Below are 23,405 nucleotides of genomic sequence, written 5' to 3'. Positions count from 1 at the left end.
GCAAGAGTTTTGAGAGTCAGTGCGGTGCATCTCTATTGCCCCGTCTTGGCTTAAATAGAACTCTTCATCATTTTTGAGAAAGTAGCATAATTGCAAGTATTTTGGTAAGACATTTTGTAAGTAAGCAATGTTCTACTCTTTAACCCCGATGACATCCGATAAAGTAGTCAATAAATCCGTGGTTGTGTAGGGCTTAGATATAAATCTGTCTGCACCAGCCACAATCGCTTGTTGCTCGTTTGCGGGTAAACCACTAGAGGCAATAATCTTGACTTTGGGGTTGATGGTGCGTAGAGTGCGGATGGCGGTTAATCCGTCCATGTTGGGCATAACCATATCTAGCAAGACGGCACTGATTTCTGGTTGATATTCGACATAGAGAGCGATCGCCTCAATGCCATCGTTAGCTACCAAAATTTTATAGTTATAATCCGCTAGGGCTTCTTGTGCAGTTTGTTGGATGATCGTTTCATCATCGACAACTAAAATCAACTCGCCATTACCTCTAGGCAATTCTGTTTTTGCTATGGTCTCGGTTGCTGTTCCTTTTCCTCTGAGTAAGAACACCTGAAATTCTGTGCCTTGACCTACCTGACTTGCCACTTCTACAAAACCGCCGTGGTTCTTGACGATACCTAAAACCGTTGATAGTCCTAGCCCTGTACCTTTACCGACTTCTTTCGTGGTAAAAAAGGGATCAAATATGCGTTCTAAGATTTCTGGCGGAATTCCTGTGCCTGTATCTGAGATGGTGACAACAATGTAGTCTCCTACTTCCGACTCTAGGTGCATTCGGGCATAGGTAGAGTCGATTACCCGATTGGTGGCAGTGATAGTAAGCTTACCACCATTGGGCATAGCGTCACGGGCATTGACTGCCAAGTTCATGAACACCTGTTCTAATTGGGTGGGATCGGCTTGCACCATCCACAAGGTGTTTGTCGGAATATCAGTAATGATTTCAATGGATTTAGGAAATGTCTGTTGGATGACTTTAGCTAATTCTTTGAGCAAATGTCCAGGTTGTAGGAGGATGCGTTGACCTTCGGTACCACGGGCAAAGGTGAGAATTTGTTTTACTAAATCAGAGCCACGCTTGGAGCTGGTTTCTAGAGTTTTGAACAGTTCTTGAGTCCTTATATCCACATTTTTACATCTGGAAGGCAACAGTTGGGCAATCATCACAATGGGAGCAAACACATTATTGAGGTCGTGGGCAATGCCACTAGCTAGAGTGCCGATACTTTCCAGCCGTTGAACGCGGTAAAATTGTAGCTCTAGTTGTTTTTTCTCAGTGATGTCGGTGTTAACGACTAAAATTGACGGGGAATCTCCGAATTGATTGTGTACCAGTGTCCACCGACTAGCAACAATAATTTCTTGAGCATTTTTGGTGGTTTGCTCTAATTCTCCATGCCAAGAACCTTGTTCAAGAGTAGTTGTTACAGCTGCTTCCAATTGAGATGAGGATTCTTTATGGAAAAGTTCATGGGCTAATTTCCCCACAGTTTCCTCTGCTGTCCAACCGTATAAGTTTTCTGCCCCTCGACTCCAGAACAATATGCGGTTTGCTAAATCACGGACAAAAATGGCATCTGTCGCAACATTAATTAAAGCTGCTTGTTGACGGATTTGCTCTTGGGCTTGTTTGCGCTCTGTTATGTCTGTGGAAACACCACAAATCGCATAGGGTTCACCAGTCGCATCGCAGAGGGGAAACTTGACAGTTAAGTAAGTGTGTAGCCCATCCTCAAATTGAATTTCTTCCTCAAACTGCACAGGAGTCATAGAAGAGAGAACCTCTTGATCATTTATACTTAAGGGTTGAGCAGTTTTAGGAGAGAAGACTTTTACATTAGTTTTATTTTTGACTTGCTCTCGTGTCAGGTGGGTGATTCTTGCAAATTCGGAATTCACCAGAATATGCCGTCCCTGCATATCCTTAACATAGATAACAGCCGGGCAATTATCTATAATCGCCTGTAGCCTTTGATTACTTTCTTTGACAGCTTCCTCAGCGTTTTTACGCTCAGTAATGTCCATATTCACCCCAATCATCTGGAGTGGCTCACCCGTGATGTCATCGTATAATACTTGACCTTTACATAATGACCAACCAACTGTACCATCTGGGTAAAGAAACCGGAATTCGATATCATGGGGTACTCGCTGGTCAATGGCTCGCAACGCTGATTGATGCAGCAACTCTCGGTCTTCAGGATGGACAATGAGATTTAAAAAATTTTCATAGCTGACATCAAACGTATCAGGGGTTAAACCAAATAAACAAAACAGATGATCAGACCAGATAACTTCATTGGTTTGCAGATTCCAGTCCCAAGTACCAGTATTACCGGCCCAGAGTGCTAGTTTTAGCCGTTGCTCGCTTTTTTGCAGTTTTGCCTCAGCTTGTTTGCGTTCTGTAATGTCCTGATGCACTCCAATCATCCGGATTGGTTTCCCAACTTCATCGTAGAAGACGTTTCCTTTGCCACTTGCCCAGTGTACTGTACCATCAAGCCACACTACCCGAAACTCGACATTACAGATGGTATTTTGATCAATACACTGCATCAGGTGTTGTTCTACAAATTCTCGGTCTTCAGGGTGGATGAAATTTACAAATGATTCAAACCTGTTGTTGAATGTCTGGGGATCGATATTAAATAAAGAACACATACTCTCAGACCAGACCACCTCATTAGTTTGCAGATTCCAGTCCCACATACCTGTGCTGCTGGCTGAGAGTGCCAGTTGTAGCCGTTGCTCGCTGTTTTGCAGATTTGCTTTAGCCTGCTGGCGATCGCTCACATCCCGGATAATGGAAAGATGACGATGTGGTATAAAATTGGCAACCGCCGCAAATTCTGTTGCTCTTACTGTACCGTTGCGACGATGCAATTGAAACTCACCCGACATTTGTTCTTGTTCACGGAACTGTTGCCAAGCTTGGGTAAAATTAAATTCTGGTGCAGCAAAATCCGCAATTGTGGAAGCTAAAAGTTCTTCCCTAGATACACCAAATAATTCACAAGCTGCTGCATTGACATCTACATAACGTCCCTCATCATCCGCAATCAGGATCGCATCCACAGCGTGATCAAACAAGGCTTGCAGCTGCTGTTCACGCTGTTGTAGACGCGCATTAGATTGCACTAGTTTGGCTGTCCGCTCCGCCACCCGCAACTCTAGTTCTTGTTGTACTTGGCGCAGTGATTCCTCAACTTGGTGGCGTTGTTTGATTTCTGCTTCTAACTGCTGGTTGGTTTGCTGGAGTTGAAATGTTTGCTCTGCAACTTTGGCTTCTAAGGCTTGGATGACGTTGACTATTTCTACAGGATCAAGCACTTGCAGGAGATTGGTTTGTGTCACTAGTCCTTGGAGTTGGCCTTGTTCACCCACCACAACTAACCGTCGCACCCCTCGCGCTTGCATCAACAGATTAACAGTCCACAAAGATTCGCTGGGACTAATACTGAATACAGGGGAACTCATCACGGTTTGCGCTGGGGTTTGGGCGATATCTAGTCCCTGTAAGTGGACTTTGAGAATATCTTTCTCCGTAATCATCCCCACCGGGATCAGTTTTGTCTCTTGCGGTGCGACAATGACAACACAACTGATCCGGCGATCGCTCATCATCTGAGATAATTCCAACACAGATGTAGTTGGCAGTGCATGAATAATTTCCGTTACCATCACCTCTGTCACACATCGCAGTTTCAGCAGATGCGCTGGTTGAACCACCTGACGTATTCTGTCTTGAGTAATCAAGCCTAACAATTGTCCTTGCTCATCTACCACAGGCAAATGGCGAATGTGATGCTGGCGCATAAAAGCTAGAGCGGTGAGAGCATTTTGAGCCGCAGCCTGTGTCAAGCTAATGACTGGCTGAGTCATCACCTCGGAAATTTTTTTCCTGGATATATCTACCCCTACGCCAGTGAGCCTGACTACATCCCGTAAAGTGAATATACCTACTAAGTTCTTTTCCTCAACTACTAAAACACAACTACTAAAATTAGATGCAGAATTTATTGTACAGATGCTTACCGGATTCATGAGAGCAATTACATCAATGAGCAGAGTATCCGGTAACACAGTTAAAGGGGAACATTCCATTACCTGCTCTATGGTAGGAAAATCCACAGGATAAAGTGATGGCATTAGTTAAGTGTTTCCGTGAAAGCAATAAAAAAGTGATATTAAAATTCTGAGCAGCACAAAATCAGCTTAAAAAGTATGAATTTTCAGTCCAGATGACAAAATTTAGCTTTTTTCTCAAATCACAGTTCTGATGTTAATTTTGACTAATATACTGAGATATTATTTTGTAATTTTGATAACTTTTTTATGATTAAAATGTCTTAGATTGATTATATAACTATTTACAAAATACAAACTAAGCAACTCTAGGAGTTAATTTCTTCCCAAGGATTGTTAGAGGGTGTTTGAAAAGTCGAAAAGTATACTATAAACCCCTCTCCAAACCTCTCCCCGAAACGGAGAAAGGCTTTGAAACCCCCATTCCCTGTCTTTGCTACGCAACGCTAACGACACGCTGTGCGAACGTAGGGAAGGGGAGGCTCAAGGGGTTAGGTTTTTAAGATTTTGGTGTTAGCAATGATACTTTTCAAACATCCTCTTACAGTATAAAAAATATCAAGGTTTTGAAAGTTAATGTGGTTAGCTCCGTATTTAGCTTTTAATAAAAAAAAATCTATTTTAATTAGGTATAAATTTGATTTATAGTTATGAAAAAACGTCAGTATCTAGTGGTTTTACTATTTGTAAAAAGAGCTAAAATTTTTGCCTAATTCTAGTTAGGCAAGCTGGTGTAATCGCTAATCGCTTGCTGCTGTTTTTAGTAGAAAATGCCGTTATATTCCACTATCACGACATCCAATGGTGATCGCAGTTTTCTCCTCTAGCTAACCAATCCCATAAGAATATATTTTAATTTTTATTAGGGACTTCCAGAAAATAAATTATTCAATGGGTCAGAGCAAATATGATCATTGTATTCTTCCTCCCCTACTTCCCCTGCTCCCCCTGCCTCCCCTGCTTACCACAGTGATTGTATATTTTTTAGTTGGAAGTCCCTTAGCAGGGCATTAACGTAACTACTAACTTTTTCAGTCACTACGTAATAGAGACGCAATTGTCGCGTCTCTACACTTTTTCAACGATTAACTGATGACTGATGAAGATTTAAAGCATACTCCCTAAACCTTTCTAAATCAGCTTGAATTGTCGATTCCACAGCCTTACCCAAAAACAAATTATCCATGATTTTGCCTAGAAAGCCAGGGATAGCATAGGAAATAGTCATTTTGACAATACTATGACCGTGGCGATCGTAAAAGCGGATAGCGCCTTGATTGGGCAGACCATCAATCGATTCCCATTGAATAATTTGGTTGGTAATAACCTTGGTAATGCGAGATTTCCAGGTAAATTCCAGTCCACCAGTATTGAGTTTCCAAAGTGATAGATCAGGATTTTCTGGTGGAACTTTTACAGAGTCAATCCACTTCATCCATTTAGGCATTTGTTCTAAGTCAGCCCATAACCCCCATACTAAATCTATGGGGGCTTCCACTTCTACCTGTACGCTATGTTCTAGCCAGTTAGACATTCTATTTCGGATTTGAGATTTGATTAGATTAGCAGCTCTAACTCTATTTTTTAATATTATCTAGGATGACTTTTGCCGCCTGCCGTCCTGAAATTGTCGCCCCTTCCATGCTGTCGATGTAGTCTTGCTGCGTATAACTACCCGCCAGAAAGAAATTGGCTATAGGAGTTTTTTGGCTAGGACGGTAAACATCCATACCTGGAGCTTCTCGGTAGAGAGATTGAGCTAGCTTGACTACACTGTACCAAGTCATATTTAGCTCCCGTGATGAGGGGAACAGTTCATATACTTGTTTGAGGACGTGTTGGGCGATCGCTTCGTTACTTTCTTTGATAAATGGGTCTCCTGGGGTCAATACCAGTTGCAACAATGACCCTTGACCTTGACGATAATAATCACTAGGACTAGTCAAGGCTAAATCAGCAAAACAGGAAAAGTCAGCATCTGCGGTATAGAGCAAATTATCTAGACCGACAGCCTCTTTTAGCTGTTTGCGTTTATTTTCATCTTGCAGTTCTGTTACCCAGCCATCAAATCTCATCTGCACAGTGGCAACGGGTACTGCATCTAGCTTATAAATGTTATCAAATTCCGACCATTTCCGCCATTCTTGAGGTAAAACTCGCTGTATTCCAGGAATATCGCAAGCACAAACGTAGGCATCTGCGGTAATTTCTTCTACTTCATCACCTTTGGCTACTACTATGCCAGTAACGCGAGTTTGCCCTTCTGCTTCAGCATACTTAATTTCCCGTACTTGCCGACGAGTGTAAATTTTTGTTCCCCTAGCTTCTAAATATCTCAGAATGGGTTGATGTAAATATTCATCAGGCGAACCTTCCAACATTCGCAGTACAGAGGCTTCGCTTCTCACTGCGAAGAATTGGAAGATTGTTAACATACAACGGGCGGAGATATTTTCACAGTCAATAAATCCCAAGGCATAGGCGATGGGATTCCACATTCGCTTAATGCTACCATTACTACCGCCGTGAGAGCGAAACCAATCGGCAAAGCTAATTTTATCTAGGTTGCGGATGGTTTTCATCGCCCCTTCAAAGTCTACTAATCCACGCACAATGGGGCTTGTACCTAGAGCGATCGCATTTTGTAGTTTATCCTGTAATGAGAGTTGAGAGGTGGTAAAAAACGCTTTCAACCCATTGAAGGGCGCACCTGTGAAGAAACGAAAATCCAAAGCACCTGTCCGTCCCCCTTTGTTGACAAAGGTGTGGGTATGTTCTTTGAGGCGTAAATGGGAAAACGCCCCCACCTTATTCATGAGTTCAAATAGTTGGTAGTAGCACCCGAAAAAAACGTGCAAACCCATTTCAACGTGATTACCATCGCCATCAATCCAACTGCCAACTTTACCACCAACAAACGGACGGGATTCAAAAATCTGGACTTCACAGCCAGCATCAGCTAAATCTATAGCGGTTGCTAGCCCAGCCAATCCCGCTCCTACGATTGCAACGCGCATTCCGTTCTTCCTTCTTCAGCTTCTTTACAAATTGTAACTGGCTTGGTGTCGGAATTTGCTAGTTATATAAATTTCAGCAGTGTATTGAAAGACAACAAAGTCATGCACCTGATGATCAATAAGCTTTTATTACCCCTTTTGATTCTGGTTATTAGAAACACTTGACTTGAAGTGTGCATATTCCAGTAAACTAACTTTCGTTAGTCAAAGTAGACTAAAAAAGCATCATAGATGTTTGTTGAGTAGTCATATAGATGTGGTCGTAAATTTGCAGCAAAAAAATTACCACACCTCCTACCGACCTGTTTCTTTGCTGTCATCTGATACAGGTAAACTTCTAATCAGTTCCCGAATCACATCAGTTGCTGGTCTACCTGTCTGTTGACAATATTTTTCCAGTTTTTCTGCTTCCTGTGCTGCTAAGTTGACAGTTATGCGTTTAACGGCCCATTTTTTATTAGTCATTATCATGCTATTTGCTGTGTATTGACATCATCAAAAACAACTTAATCAAAGATGAAGACGATAAGATTATCAGAATTTGTGTCACGAAACAAGCGATACCGTTGATGATAAAAATGTCTTTTTTGTCAAATTATTCATCCTTCTTCCTGAAAATATAAGAAATTAATTACCACTGGTGAAGGAATAATAGGGTACACTCAACTATTCCAGGGAATAACCTTAGCAATAGGTCACTAAAGTTCGGCAATTAAATTGTAGAGGTGGGCCTGACTAATTTAATGTTCACTTCGTAAAAGTCTCCAAAATTTTGAATTATCAAAACTATGTGACATTCTAGTCCAGCTAACATCACCCACAATGCTTGATAATGACTCTCTCATCAGCAACTACGTCAGAGTACATATCATCAAGCAATCACTCTCACGATTGGCACAATTGAATTTGTACACTCGTAAAAGTCATATTTTGAATGATTACCACGGTTTTTTAATCTGCATTACTTGTTTTTTCTTAGCCTCAGATAGATATTATTGGTGTATTAGCTAAGAAAGATAACATCAGTCGGAATCATAAGATCAAACAGTTCCATCTTATAATCGTGTGGTTATTTTTTCTAAGATTTATGGTTAATCCCATGAAAAACTAACCACTATAGGCATTGGAACAGCTTATTAAAAATCCTTTGTTACCTAAATAGTAAAGATGCGATTAATTGTGTTTTGTTCCTTTAATTTTCGCTGTTATGATTCACATATGGTATCAATTGCTGATTATTAATTGGTTTACTTTGTGGTTGACAACAATGCAGCTTTACAAAAATTGAAATCAGCTAGTTAATGTACTTATACACCAGAATATTTTTGCTTAGTACATGATGAGCAGATATATCTGTTTAGGGTACTATTTTTTAGCAAAATCATAGATTTTTTATCTAATTTTGTTATTTTGCCTCATGAATTGAATCACAGGAGTTTTCAATCAATGGCTTAAATAAAAACTAGATATTAAACCAGATTATTCCAGAACAACTAGCTTTAGTTCCTTACTGTTAGCACCCATAAGAAGAATAATTAGGAACCTTTATCTCAGCAATTAAGTGGTCGTTATAGGGCTATTATATCTATGTTTTTTATACTTGTATTCATCTTTATCAAAAGTACAATCTAGACTTTTTCGTCTTTGTAAGAAAAGTATGAAGTCAAAGTCATTATTGCTAAATTTTTGATTAAAATTATTGACAAGTAATCAAAAACATAACAAAACAAATATCCAGGTTAATTATTTATTCACCTCAGCTAGATTGTTTTCCCAAAAACCCTGATAAATTTTATGCCTGGCAATCTAGGCACAATAACTTTAATCTACCCAGATAGTTAACAGAAGTTACAAGGGTAATCCTAGTTTATAAAATTTTAATAAAGTAATAATGTCAGCTAAAAGCTTAGAAACTTCACAGTTTTTATTGGTTGCTGTCTAGATATGCAATAGGGGATAGAGAAGAGTTTTCTTCAGTGAAGAACAACAGCACGACCAAGACTGTTTTGTAGTTAGCACTTTAGTGTTGAAAAAATAACAGATGTTCGTCCAAAAGCGGCGAAAAATAGCGAACCCTTCGTTTATTCGTGTTTGGTTGCGGATTTTTCACAAGCATAGGACTTACCCAACCAGGTTGTGTGTTGAGACTGTAGAAACCTGTCTGTAAAGCGGGTATGGGGTGTGAAAAGTATTTATAGCTGGGGACTGGGGATTAGGGACTGGGTGAAAAGTCTTTTTGTGTCATTGATGTTCTAATACCAATTTGAAAAAAGAATGCGACAGATATAAAGCCCCAAACGCTTGTTCTGCCTTGATTCTTGATTTTGAATTTTGAATTTTGAATTTTGAATTGGTATAACACTACTAGCGACAGCCACAACATATGGTCAGGACGATTTTAGGAAGTCCTTATGCGTTCCTGAAAATCCTTATGCTGAATCTGGATAAGAAAAATAAACGATATAAAACTCCTTTATTTTCTGAAAAGAATAATTTCAAGGAGTGTTAGTCAAGTTTGGCATTGAACCGGATCTTACTCTAATTGAAACTGGGGCATCAGCTGAAGAGTTCCTAGACCTAAATCCTTGGGTGAGAGCGATCGCGCTTCAAATAGAGCCATCATATCTCGTAATTGAGGATTGCCACGGGAAGCACCGGTCAAACCTTTGGCAATAATTAACCCACAGAAGCCTTTGGTATTTTTACAACGTTGATTCCACTTGCGACGGGCTTCTACATGAACAGGATCATCATCCAAAAATTCCCCAAATAGGAATAATTCACCATTTTGAGTTTGCAATAAACCCAAGTCATAGCGATCGCCATCAAAGGGGTCAGATCCCGGATTAAAGCAGATAGCTTTTAATCCTCCCACTGCTTCAATATTTTCGATCACCGTTTTGGCTTTGGGACGGGAGGTTTGAATCAAAATTACGGGTAAACCATCACCGACTTGTTTAAATTCGCCCAGTTGATGATATTTTACTCCTTGACGTAGGTAGTCGAGCATTTCCCAGGACACTACACCTAAACTGAGAAATGAGTCTTCTGGTATTAAGTCATCACGTAGAGAGCGAGACTCGATGGAAGTTAATTCACCAAATTCTTCATCATCTATTGCTAAGTCTGCCATTTCTTCTAACTCTGTGGCGAGTTGTGGCATGGTAGAGACAGTGACAGATAATGCTTTCGTTGTTTCATCGGATGCAGGTAAGGAGATCCGATAACGATGGTTGAGATTGGGGAACTCACCACTTGATAATTGGCGACGATGGTCACGAATGAAGCGACAAAAACTTTCTAAAGCTAGGAAGACAACAGCCGCCTCCTCATCATATAAGACAGAGCGCAATCCTTCTAATGGATGGATGTTGCCAAACGTTGGGCTAATTTCTGATAATGCCAAATCAGCTAAATCGTCAAATTCATCTTCATCATCAGTATCATCTTCACGCTCAAAAGTGAGGAACAAGCAATCTTGTTTGAGAAAAGCCTCTTCTAAGTGACCTTGGGATTCGTCATCTTGTAAAACTGCTGCACGAAATCGCTTGAGGGAATCTTCGGAACGATAAAACAAAATTCCATACTCCATTCCCAGCATTCCCATGACTGAGGCGTAGAGTGTACCTACATCCCATTTATTAATTTCTATAGATATGATTTGCTGTTCTTCTAAAAATTCCCAGGGTGCGGCTTGCCAAATAGCATAGGCTTTTTCGTGTAAAGGTTTGGCATACTGGGGAGGAACATCAGGAATTTGACTGTCGATAATTTCTGCAAACCCGCGAAACAGTTCATCAATTAAGGGTAGTTCCGGCGAATAATCGATCGCAATATCCAAATCTTGGAGGACACCGCGCAGATAAAATTGAATTTCCCGATCGCGCACGACAATTTTTTGGGGTCGTGCGGGTTTGGCTGGACTGTGGGGATGTTCCATTGCTCGCATTAAGGTGCGAACGATCGCTTCCGGGCCAGTATCTTCTGATATTACATCCATTCCTCGGACAATACCTTGGGAGCCATCCACCCAGAGAATACAATCGCCCTTGGACTCTGAGTTGAAATTTGGGGTAGGCGATGATGACAACGGACGACGATCGCCCTCCCATACAGAAGGAATTTGGGTTAATTTCTTCAACCGACGACTGGTAGAGCGATTAAAACTTGTCATAGAGTAGGTTAATCAGAAACAGGCGATGGAAAAGTACACTTTCGGGAATGGCTGGCCATGAAGCAAATGTTCTTGGCTTGGTTATAGCTCAGGCTGGAACTCTAAAAATACCAAATCTTTAAATACACTGAGTCTCTCAATTCTAGAATAAAAATCTTGCCCTGCTTTTGATAGACTGTTCACAATTTAGCGATTAGCGTCATCATTGTCGCTAGAATGAATAAAAAAACTGAAAGACAAACCAAGGGCAATCACAAGCCCGAAGCGGATATTTTACATCATTTAAGGAGTTGAAAAGCGGATGACACAAGCAACTCAGTCTCAACAAAGAGGGATACTGTTGAGCGAAGCCGCTTTGCGGCAAGTAAAGTCCCTGCAAGAAAAGCAAGGTCAAGATTTATGCTTGAGGGTGGGAGTACGCCAAGGTGGCTGCTCTGGGATGTCTTACATGATGGACTTTGAACAGGAAAGCAAGATCACTCCTCAGGATGAAGTTTTTGATTACGATGGCTTCAAAATTGTCTGCGATCGCAAAAGCATTTTATATCTTTATGGCTTAATGCTTGATTATAGCGATGCCATGATCGGTGGTGGTTTCCAGTTTACCAATCCTAATGCTACTCAGACCTGCGGTTGCGGTAAGTCATTTGGGGTGTAAGATTGTCAATTGTCAGTGGTCAGTTGTTAGTTCCGAGTAACTACTGACTAATGACTAATGACTAATGACTAATAACTAATGACTAACACTGTTGATTCCCTGTTTGATACAGGATTAGAACGTTATAAAGCTGGGGAGCCTGCTGCTGATTTGATCCCCGTGTTTAAAGAAGTATGCGATCGCGCTCCCAAAGCCAGCGCTGCTTGGATTTGTCTAGCTTGGTTATATTTGCTGGAGGATAAGCCTAACTTAGCTCTCAAGGCAGCACAAAAAGCTGTAAAAATCAATCCTCAAGACCCACAAGCTAGGGTAAATCTCGCTGTGGCCATGCTAGAAACTGGTCAAAAAGGCTTGCGGCAACATATTGATATTACACAACAATTAATGTTGGTCAATCCCGACTGGCGCGATGAGATTCAAAATAGTATTGCAGATGGTTTAAGTAGAAAACCTGATTGGCAGAGCTTGGCCAAAGTTAAAGGCTGGTTGTTTAATGAATAGTGGTTAGGGGATTGGGGATAGAGACTAAAGGTTAGAACTTATATTCAAGATCATTGTTTCGTCCCCAGTTCCCAATCACTCATCCCCAATTCCCACTTCCTCATGAAAGAAAAATTATTAAACTGGCTAAATTTGATTTTAGTAGCGGATGTATTTCTGGTATTGTTAGGCTTTATTTGGTTTGCGATCGCTATTATGGGTGAAGCGATCGGAGTTAATCTAGGTCTAGATTTGTGGCACAAACTTTGGCAACCTGTATTTAACCCAGCGATCGGCATTCTGATGGGTGGTGCAATTCTGAGTGGTTTGGTCAGTTGGGTATCCAAAAAATTTCTTTCTAGTCAATAATTCATCATCACTCGGTCAATGGATCAGGTAGGGGCTGATACTGAAACATTTTGGTAAATGGAACCCACAGTAGAACAGTTAAAAGCTTTCTACAATTTATGTGTACGAGCGAGTAACCTACTACAAACGATAGAGCTAACTAGATACGATGCTCGCTCACAAAGAATAGTAGTACTTATAGGACAAACAATTCAAGCAGAGATTTTGAGCAATGGAGAGACTATCATACAATGAGTGATGCAAATTACTTGCAATTAACAGAGGTGGAACTCAGGGAATACGTAAAACTTCATCCCCAAGATGAAGAAGCCTTTCAACACTATCTCTCGATTGTTAGGGCTAAACCAAACAGGGTTGTGGTTAGCACAGGTGAACAGTTAGAGACTGAGCTAAAAAAAAGACTGGCATCGTGAAGAATTAACTTCACTGCAAAATTTCTTGTAAGGCTGGTTGTAAATTCGGATACTGATATTTAATCCCGGTTTCTAAAGCTCGTTTGGGAAGTACTTGTTGACCTTCTAAAACAACGATCGCCCCATCTCCCAAAAGAGCTTCTATAGCAAAACCTGGGACAGGCAACCATGAAGGACGGTTCATTACTTGTCCCATAGTTTGGCTTAAATCATTCATGCGAACCGGATTGGGAGCCGTAGCATTATATACGCCTTCTAGTTGTGGGTTGGTTAAAGCTTGCACAATCAGATTCACCAAATCATCAATGTGAATCCAAGAAAACCATTGACGACCGCTACCAATTGGCCCCCCGGCATAGAGTTTAAAAGGGGTAATCATTTTTCCTAAAGCACCACCCAACCCTAGAACAATACCTAAACGTAGTATCACTAGGCGAACGCCTGATTCTTTCACTTTTTGAGCTTCTGCTTCCCAAGCTTGACAAACTTGAGCGAGAAAATCCCTACCAGAGGGGCTATTTTCATCAAAGGTAGTGGTTTCACTTGTACCGTAGTAACCAATAGCAGAAGCGTTAACTAAGACTGTAGGCTTGGGATTAGCTTTCGCTATGGCTTCGACTATTTTCTGTGTGCCTAGTTGACGGCTGTTAAGAATCTCTCGTTTGTGTTCTGGTGTCCAGCGTGCCTCTGCGATGGGTTCTCCTGCCAAGTTGACTACACCATCACAACCAGCAATTACATCTTGCCACGCCCCGGATGTAGTGGGTGTATAAGCAACAATTTCTACATTGGCGAATGTTTGTGCAGGAAAATGCCTGCGGGCTGATGTAGTGTTACGGGTTAAGACAATTATTTGATGACCTTCTTTGTGAAGTCTTTGTACTAGTCGTGTTCCGACAAATCCTGTTGCGCCTGTAATTGCTACTTTCATAATGCACCTTCCCAAACCCTTATTTTAAAGTTTTTTATCAAATTTTCAACTTATGTTGCTGGAATTGGGGACAAGTCAATAGTCAATAGTCAGTAGTCAATAGTCAATAGCTAAAGACCTTGATTTTTGACTGTTGACTGTTGACCAACTTAAAAGTCTACGCCCCTTTTTAGTTCTACACCTTGATTGGCATAATGTTTGTGGCAGTAAACTTCGGAGTGAATACTGGCTAGGTCAAAATAGGCTGGTTGATTTTGGCAACGTCCGGTAATGATGATTTCGGTGTCGCGGGGTTTACGAAGTAAAGCTTGGACAATTGGCTCTACCGGCAGTAGTTCCAAGTCAACGGTGGGATTAAGTTCATCAAGGATGATGGTTTTGTATAGTCCAGAGGCGATCGCAACTTTAGCTATTTCCCAACCCCGTTCTGCTTCTACGTAGTCTAATTCTTGTCGAGAATTGCGCCAAACGATCGCATCTCGACCGCAGCGTTGATGATCTACCACCTCAGGGTATGATTGCCGCAAGGCGGCGATCGCGGCATCTTCTGTATAACCGCTACCACCTTTGAGCCACTGCATAATTAATACCCGCGTTGACCCTGGATGGTTAATACCCCTACCAATTGCTTGTAATGCCTTACCCAAAGCACTGGTAGATTTACCTTTACCTGCACCAGTATAAATTTCAATCCCCTTCATCAAGAGTTCTGTGGCTTTGGGGTGGTGTAAGGGTTTCATTTCTGAGTGTAAATCCGCAATGTCAAGTAATTTTTGCGGCGCACCTCTTCCTGTGGCAATAATTTCTAACTCTTGGGGTTTTGATTTTAGTGTTCCCACTACCTCATCTACCGAAAGTAACCCTAAATCAAGGACTGGGTTAATTTCATCTAAGACAACAACAGAATACAAACCAGAAGCGATCGCACCTTTGGCCACATCCCAGCCTCGTCCCGCTTCAGCACGGTCAAAGGCGGTGATTTCTTCTGGGCCAAAAAATTCTGCTCTCCCGGTGCGTACCTGGTCAATTAAATGGGGGAATCCACGCTGTAATGCAGCGATCGCTCCATCTTCGTCATAATCTCGTTCTGGCCCTTTTAAAAAGCGTAATAGCAGTACACGATTGGAATTGTTCGGTGCGTTTATTCCTAAGCCTATGGAGCGTAAAACTACACCCAACGCTGCTTGTGACTTACCTTTACCGACACCATCATATACATGAATTTGGCCAGTAAGCCGTTCTGAACGCACTTGTGCCGTGCGGATACCGATGCCGTTCCTTGTCATCTGTTGAAAAGCTGTAACGTGGCAGTTTCCTATCTTACCGGAGGTTAGGTCGCTACGCTCTAAATTCAAAACCTTACACCCTTACACCCCTAAACCCAGTCTCAACAGAAAATCTGAGTGCGTAAGTCTTATTAAAGATAAATCGGAGTATACTGGCACACCAAGAGAGTTAGTAAGGATTGGGGATGGGGAACTGAGAATGGGATAATTATTACTCAACACTTAGTACTCATTACTCAGCATTCATTATTACAGCTATACTCTCTACAGTTTCCCTTTTTTGTTGAGTGTCTATGTTTGAAGATTTGACCATACCCAGGATTTTGCCGATTGGCGCAATTTTGTTTAACTTGTTGTTTTTACTGATTGCTATTCCCATAGAAGGTTATATCTACCATAGGAGACTCAATTTTGATAAGAAGACTAGTGTCTTTTATGCGATCGCCGTCAATAGCTTTTCTGGTGTCATCGGTTGGGTAATATTTTTTTTCGTGGAGCCTGTATTACCAGTACCGATCAAAGCTGAGTTAATTAATTACATATTTTTTAATATTTTTAGATCAACCAATACCCAAGGTATTCTTATTTTAACTACTTTTATCATTTTCTTTTCTACTTTTTTAATGAAATTTTTTCTTTTGAGGCTTTTTGTTTTTACCTTAAGTGAAGACATCGGCAAGAAGCAAGAAGAACCCCAACCATTTTATCGTCAGAAAATACGGTTCATTAGTAAAATTAGGCTTCAAGATACAAATTTAGTAACTACAACACTTATTGCTAATTCGTTAAGTTACACCGCCATAACTATTATTTTATTGATACGCAACAGGTAAGCAAAAACAAGGATATTCGTATACAGAAATCTAAAGTGAGGTAAATTATGAATTTATTATTCAAAGACCTTTTTGGGATATTTAAAATTTTTGAAGATGTTTATGAGCGAGTCAGAAAACTATTAGTCCCAACCACAGCTTATTCTTGGCAGACCTTCATTTATTTGAGTGTGTTTTCCTGGGTAATGTCCTATTTTGCTACAGGTTATATCAGAGATATAATTGCCCTTTGCGGTTGGTTGTTTTTAATTGCAGGTACAGCTTGGTATACAACTGATGATCCTTTGAGAGTTCCTGGTACTTTCATGCCAGTAGGAGCAGTAATTACAGGATTTTTAGTTAGTGTATTTGCTTTTAGTAATCAGGAAGATGTTATTTCATCCAGAACAGTTGTTCTTTGGCCGACAATATCAGCATTAATCACAGCAATTCCTGAATTTATTGAAGGAAGCGACACAGACTCTAAAACTCGGATTCCTAAACCAGATGCTCGGCAAAAAATCATTGTTTTAGTTGCCAGTTGTATGATGATAAGTTGCTGGCTTCAGTTTTACTTTGTTTTGGATAAATGGTTACAAGAATATCCTAGTTTATTAGCTGAAAACTTTGGACGTAGTACTTTTGTAATTACCAGAGAAGAGCAACAGAAAATTCCTACTAATGGAGTTGTGATTTTGGATAGATTACAACCATTAGTCGAGGAACAAATCGCAGAAAGACCTTGGTCAGAAGTTGAAAGATGGCTATTAGAAGCCAATGTCAGAGTTGGTCAACTAGGTAGAGAAGTATTAAATAATAATTTGGCACAATATGAAGAAAAAGCACTCTGGCGTGTTGAGCCGCGTGTAGTCAATAATAAGTCAGGCTACCGATTAGATTTACTCAGCATTTGGACAGGCCCGACTGCTAATCCCCGTGGTTATTTTCTGCGGAAATCATGCCAAATTGACCCAGTGGCAACAACGCCAATTAATACTAATACTAACAGTAGAACACCGGAGGAGAAAAAAGCCGTTGCTGAAATACAATGCGATCGCTTGAATAAATTATTCTCAGGTGCAGCACCACCGCAGCAGTGAGGGATTGGGGACAAGAAAGTAAAAAGTAAAAAGTAAAAAGTAAAAGATTTTTTCTTTTGACTTTTGCCTTGAACTGGGATTGGGGAGGATAAATATGATGAGAACTTTTGTAATTGCTAAGAATGTATTTCAGGAAGTGGTACGCGATCGCATCCTGTATATTATCGGTTTTTATGTTTTACTCTTGGCTGTGGCTATTCGGGCTTTGCCTGAGTTTGCTGCATCAACTGAAGATAAAATGTTTCTAGATTTCGGTTTGGCGGCGATGAGTGTCATCAGTTTGATTATCGCTGTCTTTGTGGGTACAGGATTGATTAATAAGGAAATAGATAAAAGAACTATTTTGTTATTAATTGCTAAACCCGTGAGTCGTGGAGAAATTATCACGGGGAAATTTTTTGGTTTATCGTCCGTACTGACTGTTTTAGTTGTCAGTATGACGGCAATTTATTTACTCTTTTTGCAGTTTGGGAATATTCCCCACACAACGCCGAGTATTTTAATTGCCGTCTTGTTTCTATGTTTGCAGTTATCTTTGATAACGGCTGTAGCTATTACCTTCGGGGTTTTTACTAGCTCCTTACTGGCTATAGCTTTAACTTTTGCCGTGTATCTCATGGGCAATATTACTCAAAACATAGTAGAGTTTAGTCGCCTTAGTCGTAACCCAGCAATGGAAGGTATTAGTCAGATTTTATATCTGATATTGCCAGATTTATCTCGATTAGATTTAAAAAATGATGCTGTTTACGGTATACAAGCACTACCTGATACGATCGCACTCATGGGTAATGCTGTCTATGGTTTTGTTTATATTGCCATGTTATTGGCGATCGCTATTTCCCTTTTTTCTCGCCGGGAGTTTTAAATCATTCCCAAATCACTATTTGGGGATTGCAGATTTTGCCATTAGGCATAATAGTATCGCGTAATTTAGCGAAAGCTATTGTTGTTCCTTCTAGGTTGGCATTAGTTAAGTTAGCTTTGGTCAAATTTGCCCATGTTAGGTCAGTGTTAGTGAAGTTGACTTCTGTTAAATTAGCTTCCAGTAGTGTGGCTCCAGATAACTTTGCATCTGTCAAATTAGCTCTGGATAAATTGCCCTCAATTAAAGATGTCTCTACTAATGTGCCTTGAGTGAGGTCAGCTTCACGTAAATCAGCCGCGCATAAAGAAGCACCCCAAAGATTAATATTACGACATTGCGATCGCCATAACAAAGCTCCACACAAATTTGCTTGTGTTAAATCGGCATCTGTCAAATTAGCTTCTGATAAAATAGCTTCATACAACTTAGCCTCACGCAGACTAGCTTGCATTAAGTTTGCTCCAGTCAAGTTTGCACCCGTAAGAATACAACCAGACAAATTGGCAAAACTTAAATCTGCCCCTATTAAGTTAACACCACTTAAATCCACTGTACTTAAGTCAATTCCACTCAAATTACAGCCATTAAAATCTCGACGCTGACAAAGTTTATCTTTGATTTGACTCAGGAGTAATGCTTGTGGTTCAGCAAAATTTCTCATGTTATTCACCTGCGAGTGTCAATGAGCGAACAAGACTATTATGAAAGATACTGTATAACGAGATTACACCCTGAAAGCTAAATGAACATAGCAAAATCTTCCTAAAAAATAGAATTTATTTTGCTATGCTGCAAAATGCCTTGGGTTCAGCTATTTTAACAACATAAATAGCTGATCAAAGTCATGAAACACTAATAATGAGCAAGGTGATGGAGAATTGGTGACGAGGTAATCAGCACTCATCACTCATAGACTAGTTATGCTAAGTTTAGGTTTCACTTTTTCACCAAAAAATATGCTGTGGCATATTCAGGTAACTGCCTAATATATTGCCTAAAAGAGTTTTGACTGGGAAAAATTCCAGCTAAATAATCAAGTTGGTATAAATTGGGTAAAAATGCTCCGCCTGTATCTGCAATCACTCCCATTTGTAATTGCTTACGTCCACCTTGCGTATGCTCTAACAAAACTACTCTACCTAAGCCAATATTTAAAACATCTCCGGCAAAAGTAACTCCTGGCTTAACAGAAATTTTAGCGTCTATCTTGTGTCCGTAACCTTTAATTGCATCAACTTGCCGAAAATACCAATAACGCTTTTGTGATGTTGCTTTTAATCCACGGACGTAAGACATCCCGTTATTTCTATCAACGTTAAAAAAGGCTCTAGAACCATCAGTAAAATTTATGAGAATTGTCCCTTGCATTAAAGCTTCTTCGAGTCCATTTCTGGTTAAATAAGCCAGAGGTTCAACTTTGCCAAATTCCTTACCTCCCGGTTCATAAATGCCAGATAAAACATCCTGTTTTGTATATCTGGTATAGAATTTGTCGGCTATATTATTGTCTTTTAAACTATAAATTGGTGTGTTAAAAGTTGCTGTACGTTTCCGAGAGCCTGGGTGAGTAAATACAGCGTATTTTGTCAACCTCAGTTGCTTTTGTACCTGATTTTCTGGGTTATATGCTGTCCATTTAATAACTCGGAAGTTGCGGTTGATAAAGTTGGGATTTTGTAACCGAGTGATGCGATTTTTGGCGATGTCTTCCTTGAGGACTTCAATCATGAAGTCTAGAGTCTTGAGGATGTCTTCTGTTGTGACTTTTTGTGTACTGAGTAATCCGGGACGTAAAATATCTGGGTCGTCTGAGCCATGTTCTTGAAAATATTTTCTTGTGTTGACAAGGACTGTTAATAAATCTGATTGATTAACATTAACTTTAGCCGTCGGTAATTGTGCTGGAGATAAAATTTGATTGCCATTGACGCTAAATTTATACTTTCTCCACTCGTCAATAATGGGATAAGTGATAGATGTTGTGGCTACATTAGGAATTGAGTTAGGCGTATTTTGTGGCGTTACTTGTTGAGAAGATATTCCCGCCTGATTGATGCCTGTTTTCTGTCCCGAAGAAGTATTTATTGGCGGATTGTGAATAGTTGCTTGAGTTACCCTGGGTTGAGATTTATTAGCTATTACCTGTTGATTTAAGCCGAAACTTTTATCATCTAGAGATTTTTGGTTTGGCTGTTTAGCTTGGGAGTAACTATCATATATAGTACTACTCGCTATACCCACCAGTGATAAAGCTGCAACACCTAGCAAGAGTCTCATTTTTGGGCTGAACAGGATACTCATAAATTGCCAACAAATTTCCCAATACTAATTTTGATAATGCGCTTTTAAGGCATTTGACAGGGCATCAAAGCTCTCCCACTTCTAGGGAGAAAGTCAGCCTAACGTCACATTATAACCTGCATACTGATGACTAAACTTTCATTCCTATTCTTGAGCATTTGACTATAGTCTGTCTACTAGCCAAGATAAACACTCAGTAATTGAGGAAAAATGCAGATTGCTGAGGAATCTCTCTTCAGATTCATGAAAAATTGTTTGTATTTTCTGACGATCGCAATCATATATTCTTGTCGGTTTGTCAATTACTAAGTTATACACATAGAGAATCACTCGCTACTGTTAAGAATTACACTTGGCAGTTTCATTATCCGGATACAGAAATACCTGAAAACAAAATGTTAAGTATCCCTATTAATCAACATTTGCCTTATACACCTCGTTTGGTGACATCCTTACCGGGGCCTAAAGCTAAAGCAATTGTAGAACGCGATCGCGCTGTTACGTCTCCTTCTTATACCCGCGACTATCCCTTGGTGGTGAATCGTGGTGAGGGCTGTATGGTGGAAGATGTGGATGGTAATGTATTTTTAGATATGACAGCAGGTATCGCCGTCACCGCCACCGGACACGCCCACCCAGAAGTAGTCAGGGCAATTCAAGAACAGTCGGCGCGTCTCATACATATGTCGGGGACGGATTTCTATTATGAGCCGATGGTGGAACTAGCCGAAAACCTAGCCAGCCAAGCCCCTTTTGTTCACGATACAAAGGTATTCTTCACCAATTCTGGTGCTGAGTCCAACGAAGGAGCCATTAAACTAGCTCGATATTACACCAAGCGATCGCTCATCATCGCTTTTTTAGGCGCATTTCACGGGCGTACCTACGGGGCTATGTCTTTGACTGGTTCTAAAACTGTACAGCGTGCCAATTTTGGGCCGTTAGTACCAGGGGTGACTCACATTCCCTACGGCACTCACGCTAGCCTAGATTACTTAGAAAATAATTTATTGACTACAATCATCCCTGCTCATGAAGTAGCCGCTATTGTTGTTGAACCAATTCAAGGAGAAGGCGGTTATATTGTGCCAGAGGATGGATTTTTGCAGAGAATACGTAATATCTGCGATCGCTATGGCATATTGATGGTAGTGGATGAAGTGCAATCAGGTATGGGGCGCACCGGCCGCTTGTTTGCCATTGAGCATTGGAATGTCACACCTGATATTATTACCACCGCCAAAGGTATCGCTAGTGGGATGCCCTTGGGAGCGATTTTAGCCCGTGCTGAATTGATGACTTGGCCTCCCGGTTCCCACGCCACCACATTCGGCGGAAATCCAGTAGCTTGTGCGGCGGGTATTGTCACCCTCAAACTACTCGAAAGTGGCTTGATGGATAACGCCACCCAAATGGGCGAATTATTACAAACTGGTTTAACCCAATTGCATGAACAATTCCCCAGAATGTCCTTACCCAGAGGTAAAGGATTAATGGTGGCGGTGGATTTATTAGATGAAGACGGTAATTTTGATTCTACATTGCGCGATCGCATTATCCAAGAAGCCTTCTATCGGGGACTGTTATTACTAGGTTGTGGTAAAGCCGCAATTCGTTTCTGTCCACCGCTAGTTATCAACCGCGAACAAATCCAAACCACCCTGGATATCCTGGCAGAAATTTTAAGATATAGCTGTTGACGGTTGACAGTTGACGGTTAACTGTCAACTGCCAACACGAAAAGATGTGCAAGTTAAATGCCTGACAGCATTATGTAGCTTCTCTACTTTTGACGAAAAAACTCACATTTTAGAGATTATCAGGGTCAATATTCAATTCTCGCAACTTAGCGGCTAGGCGTTCAGCACGTTGCTTTTCTTGTTCCGCACGCTGTTTTTCTTGTTCCGCACGCTGTTTTTCCTGTGCTGCCAATTCTTCCGGTGTTGGCACTAACTCTCCTTGTGCTGTAAAGTAGCGTAACTGATTGTTATACACACCCAAATATAAATCTAGCTGCTGACTCCATAACCAACCTTGGGGATTCGCTTCTATCGGTTGGTAATGAGCGTCTACTAAATGAAACCCGGCAAATTCTAAATTATTGGGGTCAAACCAAAAATATTCTGGTGTGCGAAAGATATCTTGATAAATTTGCTTTTTTAAATCTTTATCCGTGGCTTTTGTCGAAGGTGACAGTAACTCAACAATAATATTGGGATACTTACCGTCTTCTTGCCAGATTACCCAACTTTTGCGCGGTTTCTTTTCACATCCTCGCACTAAAAAAAAATCAGGGCCGCGAAAGTCCTCTGATTTGAGTTGACGTTGACTATAATAGATTGTCAGATTTCCCGCCGCATAAAAGTCATTGCGGTTTTGCCACCACAATTCTAAGCATTGTAATAACAGAACAATCTGGCGTAGATGTAAATCGCTTTCCAATGGTGGTTCGTGACTTTCAATATCTCCTGGCGGAAATATTATATCTTCTATTGGTTGGTCACTTTCAATATCTCCTGGTGGAAATATTATACCTGCTACTGGTTGTAAATCTTGGGCGATTGACATGACTTAATTGGGGCTATGGGTGATATCGGCTGATGGGATGTTTGAAAAGTTCCTGGTGATGTATCAAATACTTTTAGATTCCCCTAAATCCCCCTTAAAAAGGGGGACTTTGATTCTTGTTCCCCCTTTTTCTAAAAGAGGGCTTTGATTCTTGTTCCCCCTTTTTCTAAAAAGGGACTTTAATTCTTGTTCCCCCTTTTTTAAGGGGGGTTAGGGGGGATCAACAAGTGTTTAAACACAGCTAACCATTTCTCAAATAACCTCTGAGATTAGATGCACAGATGTTATTACTATCATAATCTTGCTGATTGATAATGATTTATA

General features: G+C 40.6%; 19 protein-coding genes. 9 read left to right on the top strand and 10 right to left on the bottom strand.

What is annotated here, in order from left to right; translation table 11 throughout:
* Positions 1 to 132: 132 nt before the first annotated feature.
* The 5 genes from H6G14_RS00315 to H6G14_RS00295 form a co-directional block, all read right to left on the bottom strand.
* Positions 133 to 4,167, bottom strand: a complete 4,035-nt coding sequence (locus H6G14_RS00315) for a PAS domain S-box protein (RefSeq protein WP_190565177.1) — start codon at positions 4,165 to 4,167, stop codon at positions 133 to 135.
* Positions 4,168 to 5,182: 1,015 nt separating this feature from the next.
* Positions 5,183 to 5,638 carry an SRPBCC family protein gene (locus H6G14_RS00310; protein ID WP_011317088.1) on the bottom strand — a complete coding sequence of 152 codons (456 nt, stop codon included), beginning with the start codon at positions 5,636 to 5,638 and terminating at the stop codon, positions 5,183 to 5,185.
* 43 nt (positions 5,639 to 5,681) lie between these two features.
* Complete coding sequence (gene zds, locus H6G14_RS00305) at positions 5,682 to 7,121, bottom strand: 9,9'-di-cis-zeta-carotene desaturase (protein WP_190565176.1); 1,440 nt, start codon at positions 7,119 to 7,121, stop codon at positions 5,682 to 5,684.
* A gap of 294 nt (positions 7,122 to 7,415) precedes the next feature.
* Entirely contained in the window at positions 7,416 to 7,592 is a 177-nt protein-coding gene (locus H6G14_RS00300) for a ribbon-helix-helix protein, CopG family (RefSeq protein ID WP_190565175.1), read from the bottom strand.
* Between the two features lie 2,062 nt (positions 7,593 to 9,654).
* Complete coding sequence (locus tag H6G14_RS00295) at positions 9,655 to 11,295, bottom strand: DUF6930 domain-containing protein (RefSeq protein WP_190565174.1); 1,641 nt, start codon at positions 11,293 to 11,295, stop codon at positions 9,655 to 9,657.
* Between the two features lie 301 nt (positions 11,296 to 11,596).
* On the opposite strand from H6G14_RS00295, the gene H6G14_RS00290 reads away from it, so the two are divergent.
* From H6G14_RS00290 to H6G14_RS00275, 5 genes are all read left to right on the top strand, one after another.
* A complete protein-coding gene (locus H6G14_RS00290) occupies positions 11,597 to 11,953 on the top strand; it encodes an iron-sulfur cluster assembly accessory protein (RefSeq protein ID WP_011317092.1) in 357 nt (118 codons plus the stop codon).
* Between the two features lie 78 nt (positions 11,954 to 12,031).
* Complete coding sequence (locus H6G14_RS00285; protein WP_010996542.1) at positions 12,032 to 12,454, top strand: tetratricopeptide repeat protein; 423 nt, start codon at positions 12,032 to 12,034, stop codon at positions 12,452 to 12,454.
* Between the two features lie 102 nt (positions 12,455 to 12,556).
* Positions 12,557 to 12,802, top strand: coding sequence for a hypothetical protein (locus H6G14_RS00280; RefSeq protein WP_190565173.1), 246 nt, complete (start codon positions 12,557 to 12,559; stop codon positions 12,800 to 12,802).
* A gap of 57 nt (positions 12,803 to 12,859) precedes the next feature.
* Complete coding sequence (locus H6G14_RS34305; RefSeq protein ID WP_422394060.1) at positions 12,860 to 13,036, top strand: DUF6888 family protein; 177 nt, start codon at positions 12,860 to 12,862, stop codon at positions 13,034 to 13,036.
* On the top strand, positions 13,033 to 13,215 hold the full coding sequence (locus H6G14_RS00275) for a DUF6887 family protein (protein ID WP_190565172.1): 183 nt from the start codon (positions 13,033 to 13,035) through the stop codon (positions 13,213 to 13,215). Before H6G14_RS34305 ends, H6G14_RS00275 begins: the two co-directional genes overlap by 4 nt.
* Before the next feature lie 10 nt (positions 13,216 to 13,225).
* Here H6G14_RS00275 and thyD read toward each other — a convergent pair whose 3' ends face one another.
* Together thyD and H6G14_RS00265 are read right to left on the bottom strand one after the other, a co-directional pair.
* Positions 13,226 to 14,146: a thylakoid membrane protein ThyD gene (gene thyD, locus H6G14_RS00270; protein ID WP_190565171.1), complete on the bottom strand. Its 921-nt coding sequence runs from the start codon at positions 14,144 to 14,146 to the stop codon at positions 13,226 to 13,228.
* A 149-nt stretch (positions 14,147 to 14,295) separates the two neighbouring features.
* Complete coding sequence (locus H6G14_RS00265; protein WP_190565442.1) at positions 14,296 to 15,432, bottom strand: cob(I)yrinic acid a,c-diamide adenosyltransferase; 1,137 nt, start codon at positions 15,430 to 15,432, stop codon at positions 14,296 to 14,298.
* A 293-nt stretch (positions 15,433 to 15,725) separates the two neighbouring features.
* Here H6G14_RS00265 and fraC point away from each other — a divergent pair, with 293 nt between their 5' ends.
* The 3 genes from fraC to H6G14_RS00250 all read left to right on the top strand — a co-directional run bounded on the left by fraC (position 15,726) and on the right by H6G14_RS00250 (position 18,212).
* A complete protein-coding gene (gene fraC / locus H6G14_RS00260) occupies positions 15,726 to 16,265 on the top strand; it encodes a filament integrity protein FraC (RefSeq protein WP_190565170.1) in 540 nt (179 codons plus the stop codon).
* Positions 16,266 to 16,312: 47 nt separating this feature from the next.
* Entirely contained in the window at positions 16,313 to 17,344 is a 1,032-nt protein-coding gene (gene fraD, locus H6G14_RS00255) for a filament integrity protein FraD (RefSeq protein WP_190565169.1), read from the top strand.
* A 94-nt stretch (positions 17,345 to 17,438) separates the two neighbouring features.
* A complete protein-coding gene (locus tag H6G14_RS00250) occupies positions 17,439 to 18,212 on the top strand; it encodes an ABC transporter permease (protein WP_190565168.1) in 774 nt (257 codons plus the stop codon).
* Between the two features lies 1 nt (position 18,213).
* Here H6G14_RS00250 and H6G14_RS00245 read toward each other — a convergent pair whose 3' ends face one another.
* Positions 18,214 to 18,873: a pentapeptide repeat-containing protein gene (locus H6G14_RS00245; protein WP_190565167.1), complete on the bottom strand. Its 660-nt coding sequence runs from the start codon at positions 18,871 to 18,873 to the stop codon at positions 18,214 to 18,216.
* A gap of 275 nt (positions 18,874 to 19,148) precedes the next feature.
* Positions 19,149 to 20,513, bottom strand: coding sequence for a hypothetical protein (locus H6G14_RS00240; protein WP_190565166.1), 1,365 nt, complete (start codon positions 20,511 to 20,513; stop codon positions 19,149 to 19,151).
* A 395-nt stretch (positions 20,514 to 20,908) separates the two neighbouring features.
* Here H6G14_RS00240 and H6G14_RS00235 point away from each other — a divergent pair, with 395 nt between their 5' ends.
* Entirely contained in the window at positions 20,909 to 22,213 is a 1,305-nt protein-coding gene (locus tag H6G14_RS00235; protein ID WP_190565165.1) for an acetyl ornithine aminotransferase family protein, read from the top strand.
* Positions 22,214 to 22,322: 109 nt separating this feature from the next.
* Here H6G14_RS00235 and H6G14_RS00230 read toward each other — a convergent pair whose 3' ends face one another.
* Positions 22,323 to 23,081, bottom strand: coding sequence for a Uma2 family endonuclease (locus H6G14_RS00230; RefSeq protein ID WP_190565164.1), 759 nt, complete (start codon positions 23,079 to 23,081; stop codon positions 22,323 to 22,325).
* Positions 23,082 to 23,405 lie beyond the last annotated feature (324 nt).

The organism is Nostoc parmelioides FACHB-3921, assembly GCF_014696625.1.
Lineage (GTDB): Bacteria > Cyanobacteriota > Cyanobacteriia > Cyanobacteriales > Nostocaceae > Trichormus > Trichormus parmelioides.
This window is presented reverse-complemented; position numbering and strand designations above follow the sequence as displayed.

Bases quoted from the DNA above. Each gene is read 5' to 3' on its own strand.
- H6G14_RS00315 (WP_190565177.1), bottom strand. From the start codon at position 4,167: ATGCCATCACTTTATCCTGTGGATTTTCCTACCATAGAGCAGGTAATG.
- H6G14_RS00310 (WP_011317088.1), bottom strand. From the start codon at position 5,638: ATGTCTAACTGGCTAGAACATAGCGTACAGGTAGAAGTGGAAGCCCCC.
- zds (WP_190565176.1), bottom strand. From the start codon at position 7,121: ATGCGCGTTGCAATCGTAGGAGCGGGATTGGCTGGGCTAGCAACCGCT.
- H6G14_RS00300 (WP_190565175.1), bottom strand. From the start codon at position 7,592: ATGATAATGACTAATAAAAAATGGGCCGTTAAACGCATAACTGTCAAC.
- H6G14_RS00295 (WP_190565174.1), bottom strand. From the start codon at position 11,295: ATGACAAGTTTTAATCGCTCTACCAGTCGTCGGTTGAAGAAATTAACC.
- H6G14_RS00290 (WP_011317092.1), top strand. From the start codon at position 11,597: ATGACACAAGCAACTCAGTCTCAACAAAGAGGGATACTGTTGAGCGAA.
- H6G14_RS00285 (WP_010996542.1), top strand. From the start codon at position 12,032: ATGACTAACACTGTTGATTCCCTGTTTGATACAGGATTAGAACGTTAT.
- H6G14_RS00280 (WP_190565173.1), top strand. From the start codon at position 12,557: ATGAAAGAAAAATTATTAAACTGGCTAAATTTGATTTTAGTAGCGGAT.
- H6G14_RS34305 (WP_422394060.1), top strand. From the start codon at position 12,860: ATGGAACCCACAGTAGAACAGTTAAAAGCTTTCTACAATTTATGTGTA.
- H6G14_RS00275 (WP_190565172.1), top strand. From the start codon at position 13,033: ATGAGTGATGCAAATTACTTGCAATTAACAGAGGTGGAACTCAGGGAA.
- thyD (WP_190565171.1), bottom strand. From the start codon at position 14,146: ATGAAAGTAGCAATTACAGGCGCAACAGGATTTGTCGGAACACGACTA.
- H6G14_RS00265 (WP_190565442.1), bottom strand. From the start codon at position 15,432: ATGACAAGGAACGGCATCGGTATCCGCACGGCACAAGTGCGTTCAGAA.
- fraC (WP_190565170.1), top strand. From the start codon at position 15,726: ATGTTTGAAGATTTGACCATACCCAGGATTTTGCCGATTGGCGCAATT.
- fraD (WP_190565169.1), top strand. From the start codon at position 16,313: ATGAATTTATTATTCAAAGACCTTTTTGGGATATTTAAAATTTTTGAA.
- H6G14_RS00250 (WP_190565168.1), top strand. From the start codon at position 17,439: ATGATGAGAACTTTTGTAATTGCTAAGAATGTATTTCAGGAAGTGGTA.
- H6G14_RS00245 (WP_190565167.1), bottom strand. From the start codon at position 18,873: ATGAGAAATTTTGCTGAACCACAAGCATTACTCCTGAGTCAAATCAAA.
- H6G14_RS00240 (WP_190565166.1), bottom strand. From the start codon at position 20,513: ATGAGTATCCTGTTCAGCCCAAAAATGAGACTCTTGCTAGGTGTTGCA.
- H6G14_RS00235 (WP_190565165.1), top strand. From the start codon at position 20,909: ATGTTAAGTATCCCTATTAATCAACATTTGCCTTATACACCTCGTTTG.
- H6G14_RS00230 (WP_190565164.1), bottom strand. From the start codon at position 23,081: ATGTCAATCGCCCAAGATTTACAACCAGTAGCAGGTATAATATTTCCA.